This is a genomic window from Kutzneria sp. NPDC052558 (assembly GCF_044547355.1).
Classification (GTDB): domain Bacteria; phylum Actinomycetota; class Actinomycetes; order Mycobacteriales; family Pseudonocardiaceae; genus Kutzneria.
In genome coordinates this window covers 1-18,036 of record NZ_JBIUAG010000001.1, presented here as the reverse complement: position 1 = coordinate 18,036, position 18,036 = coordinate 1, and the positions used below count along the sequence as shown (strand labels likewise).

Here is an 18,036-nt window from a genome sequence, read left to right as displayed (position 1 = left end):
GTCTCCTCCACCGTAGAGATTCCTCCCATAGTGCGGAACGGTTGGAGGTAGAATTTCTGCTATGTCGAACGATCCGTACGGTGCCGCCTCCGTCGGCAACGCGCTGCGCACGCTGCTCTACCTGCGTGGGCGCGAGGCCGTGCGGCTCACCGACGTCAGCGACCACCTCGGCATCGCCCGCTCCACCGCCCACCGCCTGCTGTCCACGCTGCGTGCCTACGGCTTCGTGGCGCAGGAGATCGACGGGAAGCGCTACCGGCTCGGGCCCACCCTGCTGGCTCTGGCCCGCGGCGTCGCCGACGAGCGCGCCCTCATCCGCATCGCCCGGCCGCACCTGGAGGCCCTCCGCGACGCCACCGGGGAGACGGCGAACCTGCTGGTGCTGGACGGGGCCGACGCCTTCTTCCTCGACGGCGTCGAGAGCCGGCACACCCTCCGGGTCGGGCCCCGCACCGGCGACCACGTGCCCGCCTACAGCGCTGCCGGCGGCAAAGCCCTGCTCGCCGAACTGCCCGCCGCGACCGTGCGCTCCCACTACCCCGCCGGCCTGATCCCCTTGACTGCCAACACTTTGCCCGACATCGACGCCCTGCTCGCCGACCTCGCCGCCTGCCGCGCGCAGGGCTACGCCCTCAACCTCGACGAGTCCGTCGCCGAGGTCCGCGCCGTCGGCGTCCCCGTCCGTTCCGCCGCCGGCCACCCCGTCGCGGCCGTCACCATCGCCGCCCCCGGCACCCGCTTCGACCCCGCCGACATCGACCGCTTCCTGCCGCCGCTGTTCGAAGCCGCCGCCGCCATCGCCACCGACCTCCGATGACCATTCAGCCCGCCCTTTCCCACATGTGGCAGAAAGAGGGGGCTAGCGGATGCGGAGCTTGCGCATCAGCTTGAGCGAGGAGAGCATGCCGGTCACGTACTTCTCCGGGTCCTGGCCGGGTTTGGCCCCCATGACCTGCTTCTTCAGCACGGCCACGTTCTGGGCGTCGGTGTACTTGAGCAGGCCGGGGTCGCCGTGGCGGACGCCGACGCCAGAGTTCTTGAAGCCGCCGGAGGGCGTGGCCTTGGACGCGAAGGAGGTGGCGAGGATGTCGTTGATGTTGACGTTGCCGGATTCGAGGCGGGCGGCCACCGCACGGGCGGCTTCCACGTTGCGACTCCACACCGAGGCGTTCAGTCCGTAGTCGGTGTCGTTGGCCAGCGCGATGGCCTCGTCGAGCGACCGGTACCTGTGCAGCGCCACCACGGGGCCAAAGGTCTCCGTGACGCCGCACAGCATGTCCGTGGTGACGCCTTCGAGGACGGTGGGCTCGAAGAAGGCCGGCCCGAGGTCGGGGCGGGGCTGGCCGCCGCAGAGCACGGTGGCGCCCTTGGCCACGGCATCGTCCACATGGGACTTGACCCGCCGCATGTGGTCGACGGAGACGAGCGAGCCCATCTCGGGGCCGAACTCGTAGGCGGCGCGCACGTCCAGGCCCTGGGCCCGGGCAACGAAGGCCGCCTTGAATTCGTCGTAGCGGGACTCCGGCAGGTAGATCCGCTCGATGTGCATGCAGATCTGGCCGGTGTTGCCGAAGGCCCCGAACACCGCCCCGGACACGACCTCGGCCATGTCGGCGTCGTCGAGCACGATCATCGGGTTCTTGCCGCCGAGTTCGAGGCAGCAGCCGATGAGGTTCCTGCCGGCCCGCTCGCCGATCACCCGCCCGGTGGCGGTGGAACCGGTGAACATCACGTAGTCGGCGTTGTCGATCAGTGTGGGGCCGACGTCGGGCCCCTCGCCGCAGACGACCTGGAACAGGCCCTTGGGCAGGCCGGCCTCCTCCAGCATCTGCACGCCGTAGAGCGGCGAGAGCGCCGTCTTGTTGTCGGGCTTGAGCACCACGGCATTGCCGGCCATCAACGCCGGCAGCGCGTCGGAAATGCCGGTGGCGAAAGGAAAGTTCCACGGCGCGATGATGCCGACCACGCCCTTGGGCTGGCGGATCTCGGTCGAGGAGGACAGCATCGGCACCGGCCCGCCGCGCCGCACCGGGGCCAGCAACTTGGCCGCCCGCTTGAGGTAGTGGCTCATCACCATCGGCGGATCGCAGGTCTCCTCGATCGCCATCTGCCGGTTCTTGCCGCTCTCCACCTGGATCAGGTCGGCGACCGTGCGGGCGTTGTCGACGAAGATCGTGTGGGCCCGCTTGAACACGGCCAGCCGCTGCTTCACCGGCGTGGCCGCCCAGGCCCGCTGGGCCGCCCGCGCGGCGGCGAAGGCCTGCTCCACGTCGGCCGGGCTGGACTGCGGCAGCTCGACCAGCAGCTCGCCGGTGTAGACCTCGGTCAGCGGCCAGGGTGGGCGGGACGCGCCCTGTACTCGGCCGACCAGTTGCCGCAGGAACGCGTCGGTCGTCGATGCCGGGCGGGTGAGTCCGAGCGGGGTGAGGGTCATGTCCGGCTCCCGAGGACGAGCTGCGCGCCCATCTCGCCGATCATCAGGCAGGGCGCGTTGGTGTTGCCGCCGGTGATCGACGGCATGATCGAGGCGTCGCACACGCGCAGCCCGTCGACGCCGCGGACCTTGAGGTCCGGGCCGACGACCGCCAGCTCGTCGACGCCCATCCGGCAGGTGCCGACGCCGTGGTAGACCGAGGTCGCCCGGTTCAGCATCGCGTCCCGCAGCTCCTGGCCGCGCAGCCGCGCGCCCGGATGGATCTCCGACTTGACCGCGCCCTTGAACGCCGGCGAGGCGAAGATCTGCCGCACCATCTCCGTGCCCTCGGCCAGCACCTCCAGGTCGGCCGGGTCGGCCAGGTACTGGAAGTCGATCAGCGGCGTCGCCGTGGGATCGGCCGAGGCCAGCCGCAGCGTGCCGCGGCTGCGCGGGTAGATCAGCGTCGCCAGCGCCGTGAGCGCTGGGCGCTTGTCGACGTCGTGGCGGATCGGCGCGTCCTGGTTGGGCGAGACGTAGGCCCAGGGCAGCAGGTGCAGCTGGAGGTCGGGGATGCCGTCGGCGTGGGAGGTCTTGAGGAACGCGACCGCCTCGAACACCGAGTTGGCCAGGAAGGAGCTGCCGGGCCGGAACACCTCCTGGACCAGGCCGCGCGCGAAGTACGCCGCCGAGCCCTTGTTGCGGCTGGTCGAGACGTGGAAGGTCAGGGCGTGGAAGAGGTGGTCGTGCAGGTTGTCGCCGACCGGTAAGTCGGCCAGCACGTCGATGCCGTGCTCTCGCAGGTGTTCGGCCGGACCGATCCCGGACAGCATCAGCAACTGGGCCGAGCCGATGAACCCCGCCGACAGGATCACCTCCTTGCCCGCCCGCACCGTGCGCCGCGTGCCGTCCGCGTCGACGACCTCGACGCCCGCCGCCCGGCCGTTCTCGATGAGCACCTTCGTGACCAGGACCTCGGACTGCAACTCCAGGGTCGGGGGCGCGAGGTGGTGGAGGTAGCCGCGGGAGGCGCTGTAGCGCAGGCCGCCGGCCGCGCTCTGCTGCATCCGGCTGACGCCCTCCTGCCGCGCGGCGTTGTAGTCGTCGATGATCTCGCAGCCGATCGCGTCGGCCGTGGCCTCGATGAACTGGAGCGATCCCTCCTGCGGGGTCGTGGACCGGGTGACCTTGATCGGCCCGCCCGCGCCGCGGAAGGCGTTCTCCCCGTCCTCGAAGTCCTCCAGCCGCTTGTAGGCCGCGTTCACGCTGTCCGCGTCCCAGCCCGGGTTGCCCTCCGCCGCCCAGGCGTCGAAGTTGGCCCGGTTGCCCCGCACGTACACCATGCCGTTGACCGAGCTCGAGCCGCCGACCACCTTGCCCCGCGGCACCGGCATGCGCCGATCGAGAACGTGTTTCTGCGGCACGGAGTAGTAGCCCCAGTCCACCAGCCGCTTCAGCTGCGGCACCGCGTGCATCGGACCCACCAGGCCCGGCTTCCTGATCAGCAGCTGCTCGTCGCTCTTGCCCGCCTCGAGCACGATCACGCTGGCCCCGGCCTGGGCCAGCCGGCCCGCGAGCGCGGCCCCCGAGCTGCCCGACCCGACCACCACGTAGTCGGCCTCAACGCCCCGCCGCCCCGCCCGCTTCGCCATCGTCGCTCCTAGCCCCGCCACCAGAAAACTGGAACGTGTTCTAGTTCACGGCCAACCGTATTGGCTCCCCACCCCGATCCGCAACGCCGAACTCCAACCTCACCCCCACCTCAAGATCAAGGGACCATCCCTCTCGTTCAACGTCATGAAGGACCCCATCACAACGTTCAGCGCCCCAGCCGGGGGCCAACGCCGTCGCCCGATGACCTACCCGGCACCGCCACTCCACCCCTTCCAGCGCCTGACCTGCGGCAATGCGTCTATACACTTTGCGTACAGCCGATCGCACGATCCTTCAGGAGGCGCGCCCGGCGCGAAACCCCGGGTCGATCGGGGGCGCGGGGCTGCGGGTGGAGTGGCGGAGTGTGCTGGCGGTGGCGGGCGGCGTGGCGCTGATCGCCCTCGCGGCGCGGTACGGCTACTACCGGTCCGGACCCCGATCCCGACGGCCGATGTGGAGGCCCAGGACAGCCCCGGCCGGCCCGTCAGGTCAGCGCGGTCGACACGGTCGAACTGGGCGCCGACAGCGTCAACCAGATTCAGCACGAGCCCTTCGTCGTGGGCACGGACCGGCAGCAGGACCGGGCCCGGTTGTGGCCCCGACTGGCCCACCTGGGCTGAGGATCGCTGCCCGAATACCTCTTCCTCGCGACCGAGCGTTGCCCGTTTCGCCGAGGGCTGCTCGGCTCGAAGAGCCAGATGGGCCGGATATCACTGCCTTTTCTTACCGGGGTTCACTCTTTCGCCGGATCTGAAGCCCTTTTCCACGGTGCCCGTTCGGAATCGCCTGACCGTGCCTCATCTTCCCCGCACCTCTATGGTGTCAGGCCTGGGAGAAGGGACAACGATGACCTCTGCCACGACATCGACGTCACGGCGCAGTGTCCGGAACTACGGAATCTGGTTCTTCGGCGCGCTCGGCGGCATCCTGTGGGGCTACGACACCGGCGTGATCTCCGGCGCCTTGTTGTACATCGACAAGGACATTCCGCTCAGTCCACTCGAACAGGGGCTGGTCGTGTCCGGCCTGCTGGCCGGTTCGATGCTGGGCGCGGGACTGGCCGGCCGGCTGGCCGACTCCTGGGGCCGGCGCAGAATGATCCTCGGTTCCGGCGCGGTCTTCGTGGTCGGCACGCTCGGGGCCGCGCTGGCCGGCAACGCCCCGTTCCTGGTCGGGTTCCGGTTCATCATGGGCGTCGGCGTGGGTGTCGCGTCGGTCGTGGTCCCGATGTACCTGTCCGAGCTCGCTCCCAAGGAGGTGCGAGGAAAGCTCACTTCGCTGATGCAGTTGCTGGTGACGGTGGGCATCCTGGTCGCCTACATTGTGGACTTCGCGCTGTCGGCCGGCGGCGATTGGCGTTGGATGATCGGCCTCGGGGTGGTTCCCGCGGTGCTGTTGATGTTCGGCATCTACACGCAGCCGGAGAGTCCGCGCTGGCTTGCCGTGCACCACAAGGAAAGCGGCGACGCCGAGAAGGTGCTCGTCGCGCTGCGCGGCGACCGGGAGGCGGCCGTCGCCGAGCTGCGGGAGATCGAGGCCAGCGCCCGCAAGGAGGCCGAGCAGGCCGAGCCGCTGCGGCTGCGCATGCTCACCAGCGGCCGGCTGCGCCCCATCTTCGTCGTCGGCATGCTGCTGGTGTTCTTCCAGAACTTCGTCGGCATCAACACGATCATTTACTACGCGCCGACCCTGCTGACCAACGTCGGTTTCGGGGCGTCCGGGGCGATCCTGGCCAACGTCGGCATCGGCGCGGTCAACATGCTCATGACGCTGCCGGCCATGCGCCTGATCGACGTCGCCGGCCGCCGGCCGCTGCTGCTGTACGGGGCGTTGGGCATGTGCGTGGCCATGATCCTGCTGGCCGTGGTCAACCTCTCCGGCCTGAGCACCGGTCCCCTGCTGCTGGCGCTGACCCTGGTCGGCATCATCGTCTACATCGCCTCGTTCTCCATCTCCTGGGGGCCGGTGCAGTGGGTCGCCCTGCCGGAGCTGTTCCCGCTCAAGGTGCGGGCCGGCGCCGTCGGCGTCTGCGTGGTCTTCAACTGGCTGTTCAACCTGTTGGTGGCGCTGGCCTTCCCGTCACTGCTGGCCACGTTCGGCGCCGGGCTGAACTTCCTGTTCTTCGCGGTCATGACCGGCCTGGCGTTCCTGTTCGTCTCCCGCCTGATGCCCGAGACCAAGGGCCGCAGCCTGGAGGACATCGGCAACGACCTCGTCTACGACAAGTAACACCCCGGCGGGTTACTGGGGTGGGGTGAGGCGGTAGACGGCGCCGGCGGAGTCGTCGCTGATGTAGACGGCGTGGTCGGGGCCGAGGACGGCGGCGACGGGGCGGCCCCAGCGGGAGCCGTCGGTGGCCTGGAAGCCGCCGACGAGGGTCTGCTGCTTGCCGAGTTCCCCGTTGGCCCAAGGGAAGAACGAGACCTCGGGCGCACGTGGCGGCTGGGCGTTCCACGAGCCGTGCACGCCGACGAGCGCGCCGTGGGCGTAGTCGCCGGGCAGACCGCCGTCGACGAACGACAGGCCCAGCGGGGCGGAATGGCCGCCGAGGGCCTGCTCGACCTTGGGCAGGGTGGCGCAGTCGAGGGCCTTGCCGTCGGGATTCATCTGCACGTCCCGGGTGAACGGCACGTTGGACAGATCCTGCTTGCTGCCCTTCGCGCCGGGATTGGTGTCGGGATCCGGGTTACAGTACGGCCAGCCCAGATTGCGGCCGGCGGTGAGCTTGGCCAGCGGTTCAACGGGGTGGTCACGCACGTACTCGGGGATCACCTGCCCTTGCGATGAGCCGGAACCGTCATAGGCGCGGTCGAAGGGGTACGCGATGTTGTCCCGGCTGTTCACGGCGGTCCACACGGCACCGTCGGGGGCGATGGCCAGCCCGGTGCCGTTGCGGACGCCCACGGCGAACGGCTCGGCCTTCCCGCCGCCCGGCGGAACCCGCAGGATCGAGGCGCGCGGCGGGGTCGCCTTGAGGTCGTCGACGGAGACGTTGCCCGTCGATCCGACCGACACGTACACCGAGCCGTCCGGGCCGACGGCGACGCTCTTCAGGGCGTGGGCGTAGGTGCCGCCCAACTCCGGGCTCTTGGCGTCGGGCAGGCCGGTGAGGACGGGCTTCGGGTCGGTCGCTTTGCCGTCGGCGTAGGAGTAGGAGTCGACCCGGTCGCTCTGGGCGACATACAGGGTCGAGCCGACGAAGGTGAGGCCGTGCGGCTGGTTCAAACCCTGGAGCAGCACCGATTGTGACGCCGTGCCGTGGCCGTCCGGCGCCAGCCGCACCACCGTGCCCTTGGCCGGCACCGACACCAGCAGCGCGCCGTCCGGCGTCCACGCCTCCAGCCGCGCCGACTGTACTCGCGCGTACACCGAGATCGTCCAGCCTCGGGGCGCCAGCACCTGCCGCGGCTCGTTCAGCGGTGACGCGTCCAGGCCCGCCGGCACGGTCAGGGACACCGGGACCAGATCGGCCGGTGTGGCGGCCGCGGGCGCCGGGCCCTGCGAACTGCATGCGGAGGCGGCCAGGAGAGTGACCGCGGCCAGTGCGGCGATGCGTCGAATAGTCATGCCGGCCCTTCAACTCGGACGGATCTCCCCGATTCTGCCCCATTTTTCTGTACTTGCCGGTCCATTTTCTCTTCGGCAACCTCGGGAGCAGGCCCGATGAGAGGAAACTCCGATGGATCTACAGCTTCACGGCAAGCGCGCGCTCGTCACCGGGGCCAGTTCCGGCCTGGGCGAGGCGATCGCGACCCGGCTGGCCGCCGAGGGAGCCTCGGTTGTGGTGCACGGCCGTGATCACGCCCGGACGGTCGCGGTGGCCAAGACGATCGACGCCGCGTACGTGCTCGGCGACCTGGGCACCGACCGCGGGGCCGACGAGGTGTACTCCGCGGTTCAGGACGAGCCCGTCGACATCCTGGTCAACAACGTCGGCGCGTACGACATGACCGCCGGCTGGACCACCACCTCGGCGCAGGACTGGGCCGACCTCTACAACGTCAACGTCCTCACCGCCGTGCGCATGATCCAGCGCCTCGTGCCCGGCATGCGGGAGCGCGGGTGGGGGCGCGTGATCCAGATCAGCAGCGTCACCGGCGCCAGCCCCTCCGCGTCCCAGCCCCACTACGCCGCCACCAACGGGGCCCGCAACTCCCTGGTCAAGTCGCTGGCCCGGGAACTGCGGCACTCCGGCGTCACCTCCAACGCCGTCGCCGCCGGCGGCATCCTCACCCCGGCGAGCATCGCTCCCCTGGTCGACCTCGGCCGGCAGCAGGGCTGGGGCCAGGACTGGGAGGAGATCGAGCCCCGCCTGGTCGAAGCCTTGGCGCCCAACGACATCGGCCGCATCGGCCGGCCCGAGGAGTACACCAGCCTGATCGCCTACCTGGCCAGCCCGCTGTCCAGCTACCTGACCGGCGCGGTGATCACGGCCGACGGCGGCTGGCACGCCTGAGCGGTGGCGCGCATCCTCCTACGGTCATGAGGTGTGCAGCTGGTCCCGGGGCCGTGGAGAGCATGCACTTCGAGCAGTCAATCGAGGATCTGCTCGGTGCCGCACCACCACGTGGTACGACCGCCGACGGTGCCCTTGGCCATGGGACCCTGGTCACGGGGGCACAGGGCGCCGGGCCGCCGGAAGGGGATGACCGTGAGGGTGTGGACGCCGCCGTCGGCCAGGGCGGCGGTGACCGCCCCTCGGGTGGCCCGCTGGAGCTTGCCGATCTCACCGGAGGCCAGCTCGTCGACCGGCCGGGCCGGATGCACGCGGGCCCGCCACAGGATCTCGTCGGCCAGCAGGTTGCCGATGCCGGCGATGGCGTGCTGGTCGAGCAGCCGGGCCTTGACCGGGGCGGTGCCGCCGGTCAGGGCGGCCCGGAACGCTGCGGGGGTGATGGTGGCGGCGTCGGGGCCGAGGCGGTCGACCGGCGGGTCGAGCGTGATACGGCCAAGGCGGCGGGGGTCGACCAGCATCATCCGGCCGCCGTCGTCGAAGGTCAGGGCGAACCGCGACCACCGGTAGTCCCCGGCCACCCGGCGGCCCTCCCAGTAGTCGCCGCCGTCGATCTCGCCGCCGTCGGCGTCGGCGATGACGATCTTGCCGGACATGCCGAGGTGGATGCCCAGCACCGGGCCGCCGTCCGAGGTGTCGCACCACAGCGACTTGCCCCGGCGGTGCGCGGCCACCAGCCGCCGGCCCTCAAGGGCGGACCGGATCTCGCCGGGCGGCCGTGGTCGGCACACGTACGAGTCGGTGTCGTCCACGGCCACGATCAGCCGCCCCAGCGCGGCCCGTTCGATCACCGACCGCGCCGACTCGACCTCGGGAAGTTCAGGCACGGCACCCGATCATGCCACCGCGGGTCACGGTCGCAGATACGACGCCCCGTTGACGTCCAGGATGGTCCCCGAGCTCCAGGCCGCCTCGGGCGAGGCCAGGTAGACGACGGCGGCGGCGACTTCCTCGGGGGTGCCGACGCGACCGAAGGGGCTCTGGCGGCGGACGGCGTCGCCCTCGTCGCCGGCGAGTTTGACGGCTTGCCGTTCGGTGGCGACGAAGCCCGGCGCGACGGTGCTGACGGCGATGCCGTGTGGGGCGAGGGCGATCGCCAGGGACTGCCCCATGGCATGCAAGGCCGCCTTGCTCGCACCGTAGGCCGGGTGCTCCGGCTCGCCGCGGAACGCGCCCCGGGAGCCGACGTTGACCACGCTGCCCGGCGCCGAGCGCTCCAGCAGGTGCCGGGCCACGGCCCAGGTGACGTTGGCCGAGCCGAACAGGTTGACCTCGAAGGCCCGCCGCCAAATGCTCACCCAGTCCTCGTAGCCGACCTCGGCGATGGCGTGGCGGGAGTCGGCGGTCGGCGCCAGGGCCGCGTTGTTGACCAGGACGTCCACCGCGCCGAGCCCGTCCACCGCCTCGGCCACGACCCGCGTCGCGGTCGCCGGGTCGGCAAGGTCCCCTTGCACCACCACGTGTCCCTCACCGGACAGTCCGCGCAGGGTCTTCTCGGCGTCGGCAGTGCCATTGCCGTAATGCACGGCGACACGGTCACCCCGCGCGGCGAACGCCTCCGCCACAGCTCGGCCGATGCCCCTCGACGCGCCGGTGACCAGCACGCCCCTCGCCCCGTTGTTCATTCGCACGAGGCTAGTCGCAACGTCATGGTCCGCCCGCTTTCGGCACGGTCACCGCGTTCGCCGAGACAACCTCACACGGTGAAACGCCCCACGGAAGGCGCATCCGTCGGGCCGCTTGGCGCGGATCGATTGACATGAAGGTCCGATCACTCCTACGCTCGCCGCGTTTGAGTACCCGACGCCGGAGGTCAACAACACTGAGGCCACAGGCCATCTCGCCGGGACGGGCGGTGGATGGCGGCAGTCGACGCTGGCCAGCGGTGCTGGATACCTCCGATGTGTAGACCACTTCCGCCGTGGTGGTCGCCGACGCCTCCTGGCGTCGGCGCAGGGCTGGCTGACGCGTGATCGCGGGAGGTCACCATGGCGGTCCCCCGCCCGGCGAGACCATCGGCGCGACCGATGGCGACATCGGCGACCCCGTTTATCGGCGACCCGCTTTCGACGCAGGCACGGCCCTTCGGACAACCTGCGACGAGAGGAAGCCATGCGTAGAAGCTGGGTCGGGCGACTGGTCGCCTACGGGGCCGCGATGCTCGTCGCGGCCGGCCTGGCGGCGGTGCCGTCGACCGCGCACGCCGAACTGGAGAACCCCCGGCAGGACTTCCTGCGGGCCTCCCAGGCCGGCCTGTTCCTGCACTGGGGCGAGCGCACCGCCCCCGCCCACACGGACTGCGCCGCCTGGGAGAACGACGTCACCAAGGGCAGCTGGAGCGCCGACTACTGGGTCAACGAGGCCAAGAAGCTGCACACGCAGTACATCGTGCTGGCGACGTTCCACAGTAGACTCGGCTACGCCCGGCCGTGGCCGTCGGCCATTCCCGGCAGCTGCCACACCAAGCGGGACTTCCTGGGCGAGCTGATCGCCGCCACCAAGAAGGCCGGCATGAAGACCATCCTCTACATGACCAACGACCCGCAGTGGCACAACGAGGGCCTGCCCTCGGGCAAGGACTGGCTGGACTCCAAGGCGTTCTCCTCCTACGCCGGCCACACCGTCGATCTGACCAGCGCCAACGGGTTCGGCGAGTTCAGCTACGACAACTTCTTCGAGGTCATGGACCGCTACCCGGACCTGGGCGGCTTCTGGATCGACAACGACAGCCAGTACTGGCTGGACCACAACCTCTACGAGCAGATCCGCGCCAAGCGGCCGAACTACACGCTCAGCAACAACAACGAAGACACGCCGATCATGGACATGGTCAGCAACGAGCAGAAGACCGGCATGACCCCGTCCTACGACTACCCGCAGGCGGTGTGGACGGCCGCGCCGCGGCTGGTGGAGGCCGACTACAAGCTGCCCGACAGCGGCTCCTGGTGGTACACCGGCACCGACTCCACAGTGGACACTCGGCTCAACGTCGGGCGCTACATCGCCAACTCGGGCTCGTCGATCAAGTCCCTGATGGACGAGACCGCCATGGTCAACGGGAAGTTCCCGAGCCATCAGCTGGACTACAACAACTTCCTCAACGGCTACCTGGACCAGATCTGGGGTTCGATCAACGGCACCGAGGGCGGCGGCTACCTGTACGGCGGCCTGCAACCCGGCTTCTGGAACGACGGCGCGCAGGGCGTCACCACGATCAGCAAGACCGATCCGAACCTCCAGTTCGTCCACGCGATCACCAAGCCGTCGGGCTCGACCCTGAAACTGCGCGACAACGGCTACCGCGTTACCAAGGTGACCAACTTCCGCACCGGCGCGGCCGTCGGCTTCACCCAGGGCAACGGGTATCTGACGCTCACCGGGATCTCCAGCTGGGACCCGTACGACACCGTGTTCCAGGTCAACACCAACGGCCGCACCGGCGTCTACCCGGCGGCCACGTACACCATGAGCGCCACCGCGTCGGCCAGCGGCCACGCCGCCTCGGCCGCGGCCGACGGCGACTACCTCACGTACTGGGACAACAAGAAGACCCTGCCGGTGTCGCTGACCTACGACCTCGGCTCGGCCAAGCGGGTCCAGTACCTCGGCATCAACCAGCGCGAGGACTCGGTCAGCTACGCCCGGTCGAGCACCGAGCAGTCGGCCCGCGTCAAGGGCTACAAGGTGTTCGTGTCCACCAACGGCACCGACTGGGGCAACCCGGTCACCAGCGGCACGATGCCCAGCCACCGGGGTGTGCAGTTCATCGACCTGCCCGCCAGCACGTCCCGCTACGTGAAGCTGGAGATCGACAGCACCTGGGCCGCCTCCAGCGATTCCACCCACTACAAGCTGCTGCGCATCGACGACTCGTGGATCGGCTCCGACTACGTCGGCGCCACCACCCCGCCGCCGGCCGGCAACCGCTACGAGGCCGAGTCCGGCACCTGCCAGGGCACCGTCGACGCCAACCACGCCGGCTACTCCGGCGCCGGCTTCTGCAACACCACCAACACCACCGGCTCCTACGCCGAATGGACCGGTGTGCAGGCCGACACCACCGGCAATGCCACCCTGAAGTTCCACTACGCCAACGGAACCACCACCAACCGCCCCGCCGCGCTGACCGTGAACGGCGTGGCCGCCGGCTCCCTGTCCTTTCCGCCCACCACGAACTGGGACACCTGGGCCGACGCCACCGTCACCGTCCCGGTGACCAGTGGGGCGAACACCGTCCGCCTCACCTCCACCGATGCCGGCGGCACCGCCAACCTCGACTACCTGGAGCTGACCCGGTAACTCCGACGCCCCGGCTGGCCATCCCCGGCCGGGGCCACATCAGTCGAGCCAGCGGCCGGACTGAACGACGTCGAGCAAACCGCAGCTGTCGTCAAGGAGGACGAGGTCGGCCGGGCCGCCTAACCGGAACTGCCCGGTGCCGGGCCGAATCCCCGAGAGGAGCCGGGCCGGGACCGCGGTCGCCAGGGAAAGGGCTTCGCTGAGCGAAAACGAGGTCCGGGCGGCGATGTTGCGGACGCCGTCGAGCAGGGTGGCGGCAGCGCCGGCAAGAAGATCGCTGCCGACCTCGGACAGCCGCTGCGAGGGGTCGAGTTCGACGAGCGAGCCGACGGCGGCGAGTACGCCCAGTCCTGCCTCGCCCGCGAGCGGATCTTCGTCGGGGCGTCCGAGCGCTGGGGCACGCCGACCCTGATGTTCCGCCTGAACTACGCCTGCGAGCAGCGCTACGGCGTGGTGGCGGACATCGCGACCAGGATCGCCGATGGCCGGCCGGTGGACGTGACGATGCCGGCCGTCAATGTGGTGTGGCAGCGGGACGTCAGCGCGTGGGCCCTTCGGGGTATACTTTCAGTTCACACTGAAGTCACAGTGCTTAATGTCATCGGTCCCGAGACCATGCCCGTGCGTCGCATCGCGAAGCAGTCGCCGACGCCCTGCTCAACGACGCCGGCGACTGCTTCGCCCGCTTCGGCTATCCCAGCCTCCCGGCCCGAACCCTGATCGACTGGACGGCACGGTGGGTCGGAGGCGGCGGCCTCCAGCTCGCCAAGGCGACCAAGTTCGGGCAGCGACAGGGGAAGTACTGATGTCCGCACGGGAACGTCTCCTGTCCGGGGTCGCGGTCCCGGCCCATCCGCTGGCACTCGGCCCGGACGGCGACTTCGACGAGACTGCGCAGCGGGCGCTGACCAGGTACCACATCGCTGCCGGGGCCGACGGGCTGGCCGTCGGCGTGCACACCACGCAGTTCGACCTGCACGAGGACGTCGGCCTGTTCAACGACGTCCTGCGGCTGGCCGCCGTGGACGGTCCGCTGTTGATCGCCGGCGTGATCGGCGACATCGACGAGGCCAGCCTCCGCCGCGACATCAGCGCCCTCTGGGACATCGACCAGATGACCCTGCGCCACTACACCACCAACCTCCCTCCCTCGGCGCTGTTCTCCATCGTCCCCACCGCCGCCATGTCCCTCGCCACCGACGACGGCCGTGGCCGCTCGCTCCTCCCCATCTGGCACATCTCCGCCACCCGCCGCCCCTCCTGACCCGCCCGGTCGCGTTTCCCCCTCCCCGGCCGGCGGCCTCCCCTCCCGCCGGCCGGCTCCCCCCTACGCCACGTCACCGCCAACCCCACCCCCACACCGCCCCTGACCTGCGTAAACCCTCAACCCCACCCCCGATTTGGAATCCACCGAGACGATCATGTACTCTCTGTTCTGTCAGCGAGGCTGACAACCCGGTCCGGGTGGCGGAATGGCAGACGCGCTAGCTTGAGGTGCTAGTGCCCGCAAGGGCGTGGGGGTTCAAGTCCCCCCTCGGACACATCCAATACGCACACGGGTGGTTGAGGCTGAATTTCAGCCATGATCACCCGTTTTTCGTGGTTGTAGGTCAACTTCACTCCTAGTTGCCGATAGACCTCAAGTTTGTCCTCAGGCTCAGCCCGCCCAAGGACGGCCAGCAGCCCGCCAAACGCATCGACCAAGGCTCGAATCTCCTCACTGCTCATCCGCCGGCCACCGGCCGCTGGACCGCCGCACGCCGCGAGTTTCGCTTCCAGCACCGCACGTTCGCGCTGCACTTCACGAGTCCAGGTCGCCACCAATGTGGGATCTGCGCCGGCTTCCACCGCCGCCCGGTGCCGGGCCAGCTTGCGATCGCACGCCACAAGCCCGCGACGAATCTCCTCGCGTGCGGGCTCGGCATCAGGCTGGGCTGCCTCCAACGCCGCCAACGACCGGTTCACCCGTTCAGGATCGAACGCCCGCGCCAACCAGCCATCCAGCTCGCCGAGAATCGCATCTTCCCGCACATAGACGGTCAGCGGATGATCGATCTTGTTAGCGATAGCGTACTCATTGGGAAACCGACACCTGTAGTGCGCCATGCCATGATTCCAGTTGCCCTGCATACGTCGCCCACACGTGTCGTGAAACAACAAGCCCTTCAGCGCATACCCGTGCTGCCGTCGGACAGTCACTCGCCCGGTCGATTGCGGACCACGGGACGCCAGACGCAACCGCACCTGCTCGAACACATCCATCCCTATAAGCGCAGCATGAACCGGATGATCTGAGAGAATCCATTTCTCTCGCGGGTTCCATGCCATCTTGGTCTCATGCCCCAAGGCGACATCCTCAACATCGATCAGCAGCTCCTGCTTCCGCTGCTTGTTCCACACCTCATACCCGGTGTACCGAGGATTGGCGAGAATCCCCCGGATCGCCCCCTTCGACCAAGCCACTCCTGACCGATGCAGGTTGCGCGCCCGGTCGTGCAGCGACGGACACGCGATGCTGTCCGCGGTCAGCCGCTGCGCGATCGCGAACATCCCAATCCCCGAGAGGTACTCGCTGAAGATGCGTTGCACCACGGGCCCGGCGATTGGATCCGGCTCCAGTCGGTGGAGCCGTTTTCCCTCGGCCGCCTTGCTCGGGTTGGGGTGCGGGCCGGCGTCGACGAGCCGGTAGCCGTACGGCGGTCTCCCGCCCAGGTAGCGACCCTCGATCTGGGCTTGGGCGGCCATCGCGGTCCGCACCCGAACCTTGATCCTGGTCCGCTCCCCCTTGCTCATCCCGCCGAAGACCGACATCACCATGTCATGCGCCTCGGACTCCGGATCGATCGCACCACCGACCTCCGGCACCCACAGCTGAACCCCATAGTGCTGGAGGACTGGAAGGGTCAGTCCGTACTGGTTGCCGTAGAACGCACGCTGCGGCTCGCCGATCACCACGCCGGTGAACCCGCGGTCAGGGTCCTTCAACGCTTCCAGAAGAAGAGCCGCCTTCGGCCGCCTCTTCCACGGGATCGACCGCGACTGTCCCACGTCGAAGAACTCCGTGACCACCTTGCCATACGGCTCGATCAGGCTCCGCGCCCGGGAAAACTGCCAGTTCCGGGACGCCTCAGGATCCTGCTGGTCCTCGGTCGACACACGACCGTAGAACGCGAAGTTGATTTGAGAACTATCGATCATGCCGCTTCCTTACTGGAGCTACCCATGCCGGTTCGTGGGTCGCGGGCATTGCTCGCGCACGCCATCTTCTGTTGCTGGATCCGACGCAGCAACCGTAGCAACGCTAGCGCACTACTAGGGTTGAGCGCCGGCGGGTCGCTAGGCAAGAACACCTTCACCGGCCGGTCCGACCTGTCTTCAGGCCGGATCCGGCCGTCGAATTCAGTCCGGACCCGGTTCCATTCACCGGTGTCCGATATCACCTTACCCGCTGGCCCATCTCGATCATCTCCAGCACGCATGGGCACGCTCCAACACTCCAAATGAGCCCCATAGCGCTTCTCACCGTTCCCAGCTGTAGCAGAAGTCCGAGTCCGGACCCAGACTCGGGCGCCCGCCAACGACCTGCTCGCCGAGCGGCGCAGCCGAGCCACACACACGAGTCCCGTTCGTGACCTCGTCCGGACAGGCACGCTTGCCAACCACAGGACTCGGTCGAACGGGATTCGTCTGCCGTGCTAGCCACGCGGGTCCCCCGAGAGGTAGGTGCAGTGCGCTCGTACACCCCTGAACTCCGACTCCGGACCGCTCTTTGGACTCGCTGGCCGCGACTCCCTTCCGCCAAGCACGGCTCAACGGCCAGCCGTCCCTTCAGCGACGCCTACCACGGAAGACTCCGGGTAGCCGACCACGTGAGGTCCGCACTGCGCCATCGAGGCTTGGAGAAGACCCCCGCAGAGGAACACCACGTCAAGACCGGTCAGTCGAGCGGGGCGAGACGGGCACGGACAGTATCGCCGTCGAGTTCGATCGCGTACCACTTGCAGTCCACGAACACAGCGGCACAGCAGTTCGGGTCCTCGCCGTCAGCGTCGACAGGCACACTGGCCACGTCAAAGGTGGAGTGGGAGACCATCCACGTGTCGTTCATGCCCGCCTTCTCGGCGGCTTGCATCCATAGGGTGTAGCCGATCACAAAGATCGGCTCGTCCTTCAAACGCTCCGGCAACTCGACCGGGATCGTGGCGGTGATCCCCATGATCATGGCGACGTCCACCGGGGCGAACGACGCGACCAATGGCGGCCGAATCGGATCGGTCAGCGGCACGGAGTCCTGCGGCAACCAGCCTTCGTGGCCAGGGCGGAAAAGATCCTCGGGCTTGGTCATGCAGTTGCTCCACCACACGCCGCGAATCTCGTACACCCACACGCTCTCCGCCTCCGCCGTCGCGAGCGGCGTGAGCGGGTAGCCCGCCTTGGCGAAGATCACGTCGGGCGGATCGTTGTTGTAGGGCATCAGGTCGGTCAGCACCTGCTCGGGGCGAACGCCGAGCCCGGCCAGGACGTGACCGAATAGGCCGTCCGGCGTGCCGTCGTTCTCGTTGAAGTAGCCCGGCGGGGGCTCGAACTCGTTGTCCCATCCGTAGATGGCGGTGTCGCCCTCGAAGATCAGGACGTGTCGCAATCGTGCCACTAGCTCGGTGAAGCCCAGCGGGCGAATAACCTTGTCCGGCATAGGGTTTTCGACGGCGGCGGCGTCACGCGCGGCGCGTTCACGCTCGCGCTGGTGGTACTCGATCTCGGCGAGGGTCGTCCAGTCGTCCGGCACCACCTGGTCGACCTTCGGCCCCGGGACGGTGCTGTCGATGCACGCGCGCCACGACTGCCTACGCACCTCGGCTTGCCACACCAGGTCGGCGGTCGCCTCGGCCTGCTCGGTCAGCCGGAAGCCGGCGGCGGGAAACATCTGCCCGGGAGGACGGTCGTTGTAGTGGACGACTGCTCCGGCACGGGTCGGGTCCACGCCGAGCTCGGCCAGGACGTGGCCGAGCAAGGTCACCGGCTTGCCGTCCAGGAAGTAGGGCGGCAGGGTGGTCGGGAAGTCGGGGCACACCAAGGTTCGGTCGCCGTGGCCATGTTGGACGCGTCGCATCCGGTCGTGCAGCTCGGCGTAGCCCAGCACCCGCATCTGATCGGCCGG

At 68.9% G+C, this 18,036-nt stretch carries 14 protein-coding genes and 1 tRNA gene; 7 read left to right on the top strand and 8 right to left on the bottom strand.

Annotation, left to right across the window (positions count from 1 at the left end; translation table 11 throughout):
• Nucleotides 1–61: 61 nt before the first annotated feature.
• The gene (locus tag ACIG5F_RS00075) at nucleotides 62–817 is read left to right on the top strand and encodes an IclR family transcriptional regulator (protein WP_396514948.1); all 756 of its coding nucleotides are present in this window, start codon (nucleotides 62–64) and stop codon (nucleotides 815–817) included.
• Nucleotides 818–859: 42 nt separating this feature from the next.
• On the opposite strand, the gene ACIG5F_RS00070 is transcribed toward ACIG5F_RS00075, so the two are convergent.
• Complete coding sequence (locus tag ACIG5F_RS00070) at nucleotides 860–2,434, bottom strand: succinic semialdehyde dehydrogenase (RefSeq protein WP_396514946.1); 1,575 nt, start codon at nucleotides 2,432–2,434, stop codon at nucleotides 860–862.
• The gene (locus ACIG5F_RS00065) at nucleotides 2,431–4,065 is read right to left on the bottom strand and encodes a GMC family oxidoreductase (RefSeq protein ID WP_396514945.1); all 1,635 of its coding nucleotides are present in this window, start codon (nucleotides 4,063–4,065) and stop codon (nucleotides 2,431–2,433) included. The genes ACIG5F_RS00070 and ACIG5F_RS00065 overlap by 4 nt, the downstream gene beginning before the upstream one ends.
• Before the next feature lie 847 nt (nucleotides 4,066–4,912).
• Here ACIG5F_RS00065 and ACIG5F_RS00060 point away from each other — a divergent pair.
• Nucleotides 4,913–6,295: a sugar porter family MFS transporter gene (locus tag ACIG5F_RS00060; protein WP_396514943.1), complete on the top strand. Its 1,383-nt coding sequence runs from the start codon at nucleotides 4,913–4,915 to the stop codon at nucleotides 6,293–6,295.
• Between the two features lie 12 nt (nucleotides 6,296–6,307).
• Here the strand turns inward: ACIG5F_RS00060 and ACIG5F_RS00055 are convergent, their stop codons facing one another.
• Entirely contained in the window at nucleotides 6,308–7,633 is a 1,326-nt protein-coding gene (locus tag ACIG5F_RS00055; RefSeq protein WP_396514941.1) for a PQQ-dependent sugar dehydrogenase, read from the bottom strand.
• 112 nt (nucleotides 7,634–7,745) lie between these two features.
• On the opposite strand from ACIG5F_RS00055, the gene ACIG5F_RS00050 reads away from it, so the two are divergent.
• Nucleotides 7,746–8,522: an SDR family NAD(P)-dependent oxidoreductase gene (locus tag ACIG5F_RS00050; RefSeq protein WP_396514940.1), complete on the top strand. Its 777-nt coding sequence runs from the start codon at nucleotides 7,746–7,748 to the stop codon at nucleotides 8,520–8,522.
• A 77-nt stretch (nucleotides 8,523–8,599) separates the two neighbouring features.
• On the opposite strand, the gene ACIG5F_RS00045 is transcribed toward ACIG5F_RS00050, so the two are convergent.
• Entirely contained in the window at nucleotides 8,600–9,406 is an 807-nt protein-coding gene (locus ACIG5F_RS00045; RefSeq protein ID WP_396514938.1) for an Fpg/Nei family DNA glycosylase, read from the bottom strand.
• A 24-nt stretch (nucleotides 9,407–9,430) separates the two neighbouring features.
• Entirely contained in the window at nucleotides 9,431–10,204 is a 774-nt protein-coding gene (locus ACIG5F_RS00040) for an SDR family NAD(P)-dependent oxidoreductase (protein ID WP_396514937.1), read from the bottom strand.
• A 487-nt stretch (nucleotides 10,205–10,691) separates the two neighbouring features.
• Here ACIG5F_RS00040 and ACIG5F_RS00035 point away from each other — a divergent pair, with 487 nt between their 5' ends.
• Nucleotides 10,692–12,878: a discoidin domain-containing protein gene (locus tag ACIG5F_RS00035; RefSeq protein ID WP_396514935.1), complete on the top strand. Its 2,187-nt coding sequence runs from the start codon at nucleotides 10,692–10,694 to the stop codon at nucleotides 12,876–12,878.
• Between the two features lie 39 nt (nucleotides 12,879–12,917).
• Here the strand turns inward: ACIG5F_RS00035 and ACIG5F_RS00030 are convergent, their stop codons facing one another.
• Nucleotides 12,918–13,172 (bottom strand): amidohydrolase family protein, encoded by a 255-nt coding sequence (locus ACIG5F_RS00030; protein ID WP_396515673.1) that lies wholly within the window; start codon nucleotides 13,170–13,172, stop codon nucleotides 12,918–12,920.
• A gap of 117 nt (nucleotides 13,173–13,289) precedes the next feature.
• Between ACIG5F_RS00030 and ACIG5F_RS00025 the strand changes: the two genes are divergently transcribed.
• The 3 genes from ACIG5F_RS00025 to ACIG5F_RS00015 all read left to right on the top strand — a co-directional run bounded on the left by ACIG5F_RS00025 (nucleotide 13,290) and on the right by ACIG5F_RS00015 (nucleotide 14,419).
• Nucleotides 13,290–13,598: a hypothetical protein gene (locus tag ACIG5F_RS00025; protein ID WP_396514934.1), complete on the top strand. Its 309-nt coding sequence runs from the start codon at nucleotides 13,290–13,292 to the stop codon at nucleotides 13,596–13,598.
• Nucleotides 13,599–13,683: 85 nt separating this feature from the next.
• The gene (locus ACIG5F_RS00020) at nucleotides 13,684–14,142 is read left to right on the top strand and encodes a hypothetical protein (RefSeq protein ID WP_396514932.1); all 459 of its coding nucleotides are present in this window, start codon (nucleotides 13,684–13,686) and stop codon (nucleotides 14,140–14,142) included.
• Nucleotides 14,143–14,336: 194 nt separating this feature from the next.
• Nucleotides 14,337–14,419: transfer RNA gene (locus ACIG5F_RS00015), tRNA-Leu, on the top strand.
• Here ACIG5F_RS00015 and ACIG5F_RS00010 read toward each other — a convergent pair.
• Entirely contained in the window at nucleotides 14,376–16,076 is a 1,701-nt protein-coding gene (locus ACIG5F_RS00010) for a recombinase family protein (protein ID WP_396515672.1), read from the bottom strand. The genes ACIG5F_RS00015 and ACIG5F_RS00010 overlap by 44 nt on opposite strands.
• A gap of 739 nt (nucleotides 16,077–16,815) precedes the next feature.
• Nucleotides 16,816–18,018, bottom strand: a complete 1,203-nt coding sequence (locus ACIG5F_RS00005; RefSeq protein WP_396514930.1) for a hypothetical protein — start codon at nucleotides 18,016–18,018, stop codon at nucleotides 16,816–16,818.
• Between the last annotated feature and the right edge of the window lie 18 nt (nucleotides 18,019–18,036).

Bases quoted from the DNA above. Each gene is read 5' to 3' on its own strand.
- ACIG5F_RS00075 (WP_396514948.1), top strand. From the start codon at position 62: ATGTCGAACGATCCGTACGGTGCCGCCTCCGTCGGCAACGCGCTGCGC.
- ACIG5F_RS00070 (WP_396514946.1), bottom strand. From the start codon at position 2,434: ATGACCCTCACCCCGCTCGGACTCACCCGCCCGGCATCGACGACCGAC.
- ACIG5F_RS00065 (WP_396514945.1), bottom strand. From the start codon at position 4,065: ATGGCGAAGCGGGCGGGGCGGCGGGGCGTTGAGGCCGACTACGTGGTG.
- ACIG5F_RS00060 (WP_396514943.1), top strand. From the start codon at position 4,913: ATGACCTCTGCCACGACATCGACGTCACGGCGCAGTGTCCGGAACTAC.
- ACIG5F_RS00055 (WP_396514941.1), bottom strand. From the start codon at position 7,633: ATGACTATTCGACGCATCGCCGCACTGGCCGCGGTCACTCTCCTGGCC.
- ACIG5F_RS00050 (WP_396514940.1), top strand. From the start codon at position 7,746: ATGGATCTACAGCTTCACGGCAAGCGCGCGCTCGTCACCGGGGCCAGT.
- ACIG5F_RS00040 (WP_396514937.1), bottom strand. From the start codon at position 10,204: ATGAACAACGGGGCGAGGGGCGTGCTGGTCACCGGCGCGTCGAGGGGC.
- ACIG5F_RS00035 (WP_396514935.1), top strand. From the start codon at position 10,692: ATGCGTAGAAGCTGGGTCGGGCGACTGGTCGCCTACGGGGCCGCGATG.
- ACIG5F_RS00025 (WP_396514934.1), top strand. From the start codon at position 13,290: ATGTTCCGCCTGAACTACGCCTGCGAGCAGCGCTACGGCGTGGTGGCG.
- ACIG5F_RS00020 (WP_396514932.1), top strand. From the start codon at position 13,684: ATGTCCGCACGGGAACGTCTCCTGTCCGGGGTCGCGGTCCCGGCCCAT.
- ACIG5F_RS00010 (WP_396515672.1), bottom strand. From the start codon at position 16,076: ATGATCGATAGTTCTCAAATCAACTTCGCGTTCTACGGTCGTGTGTCG.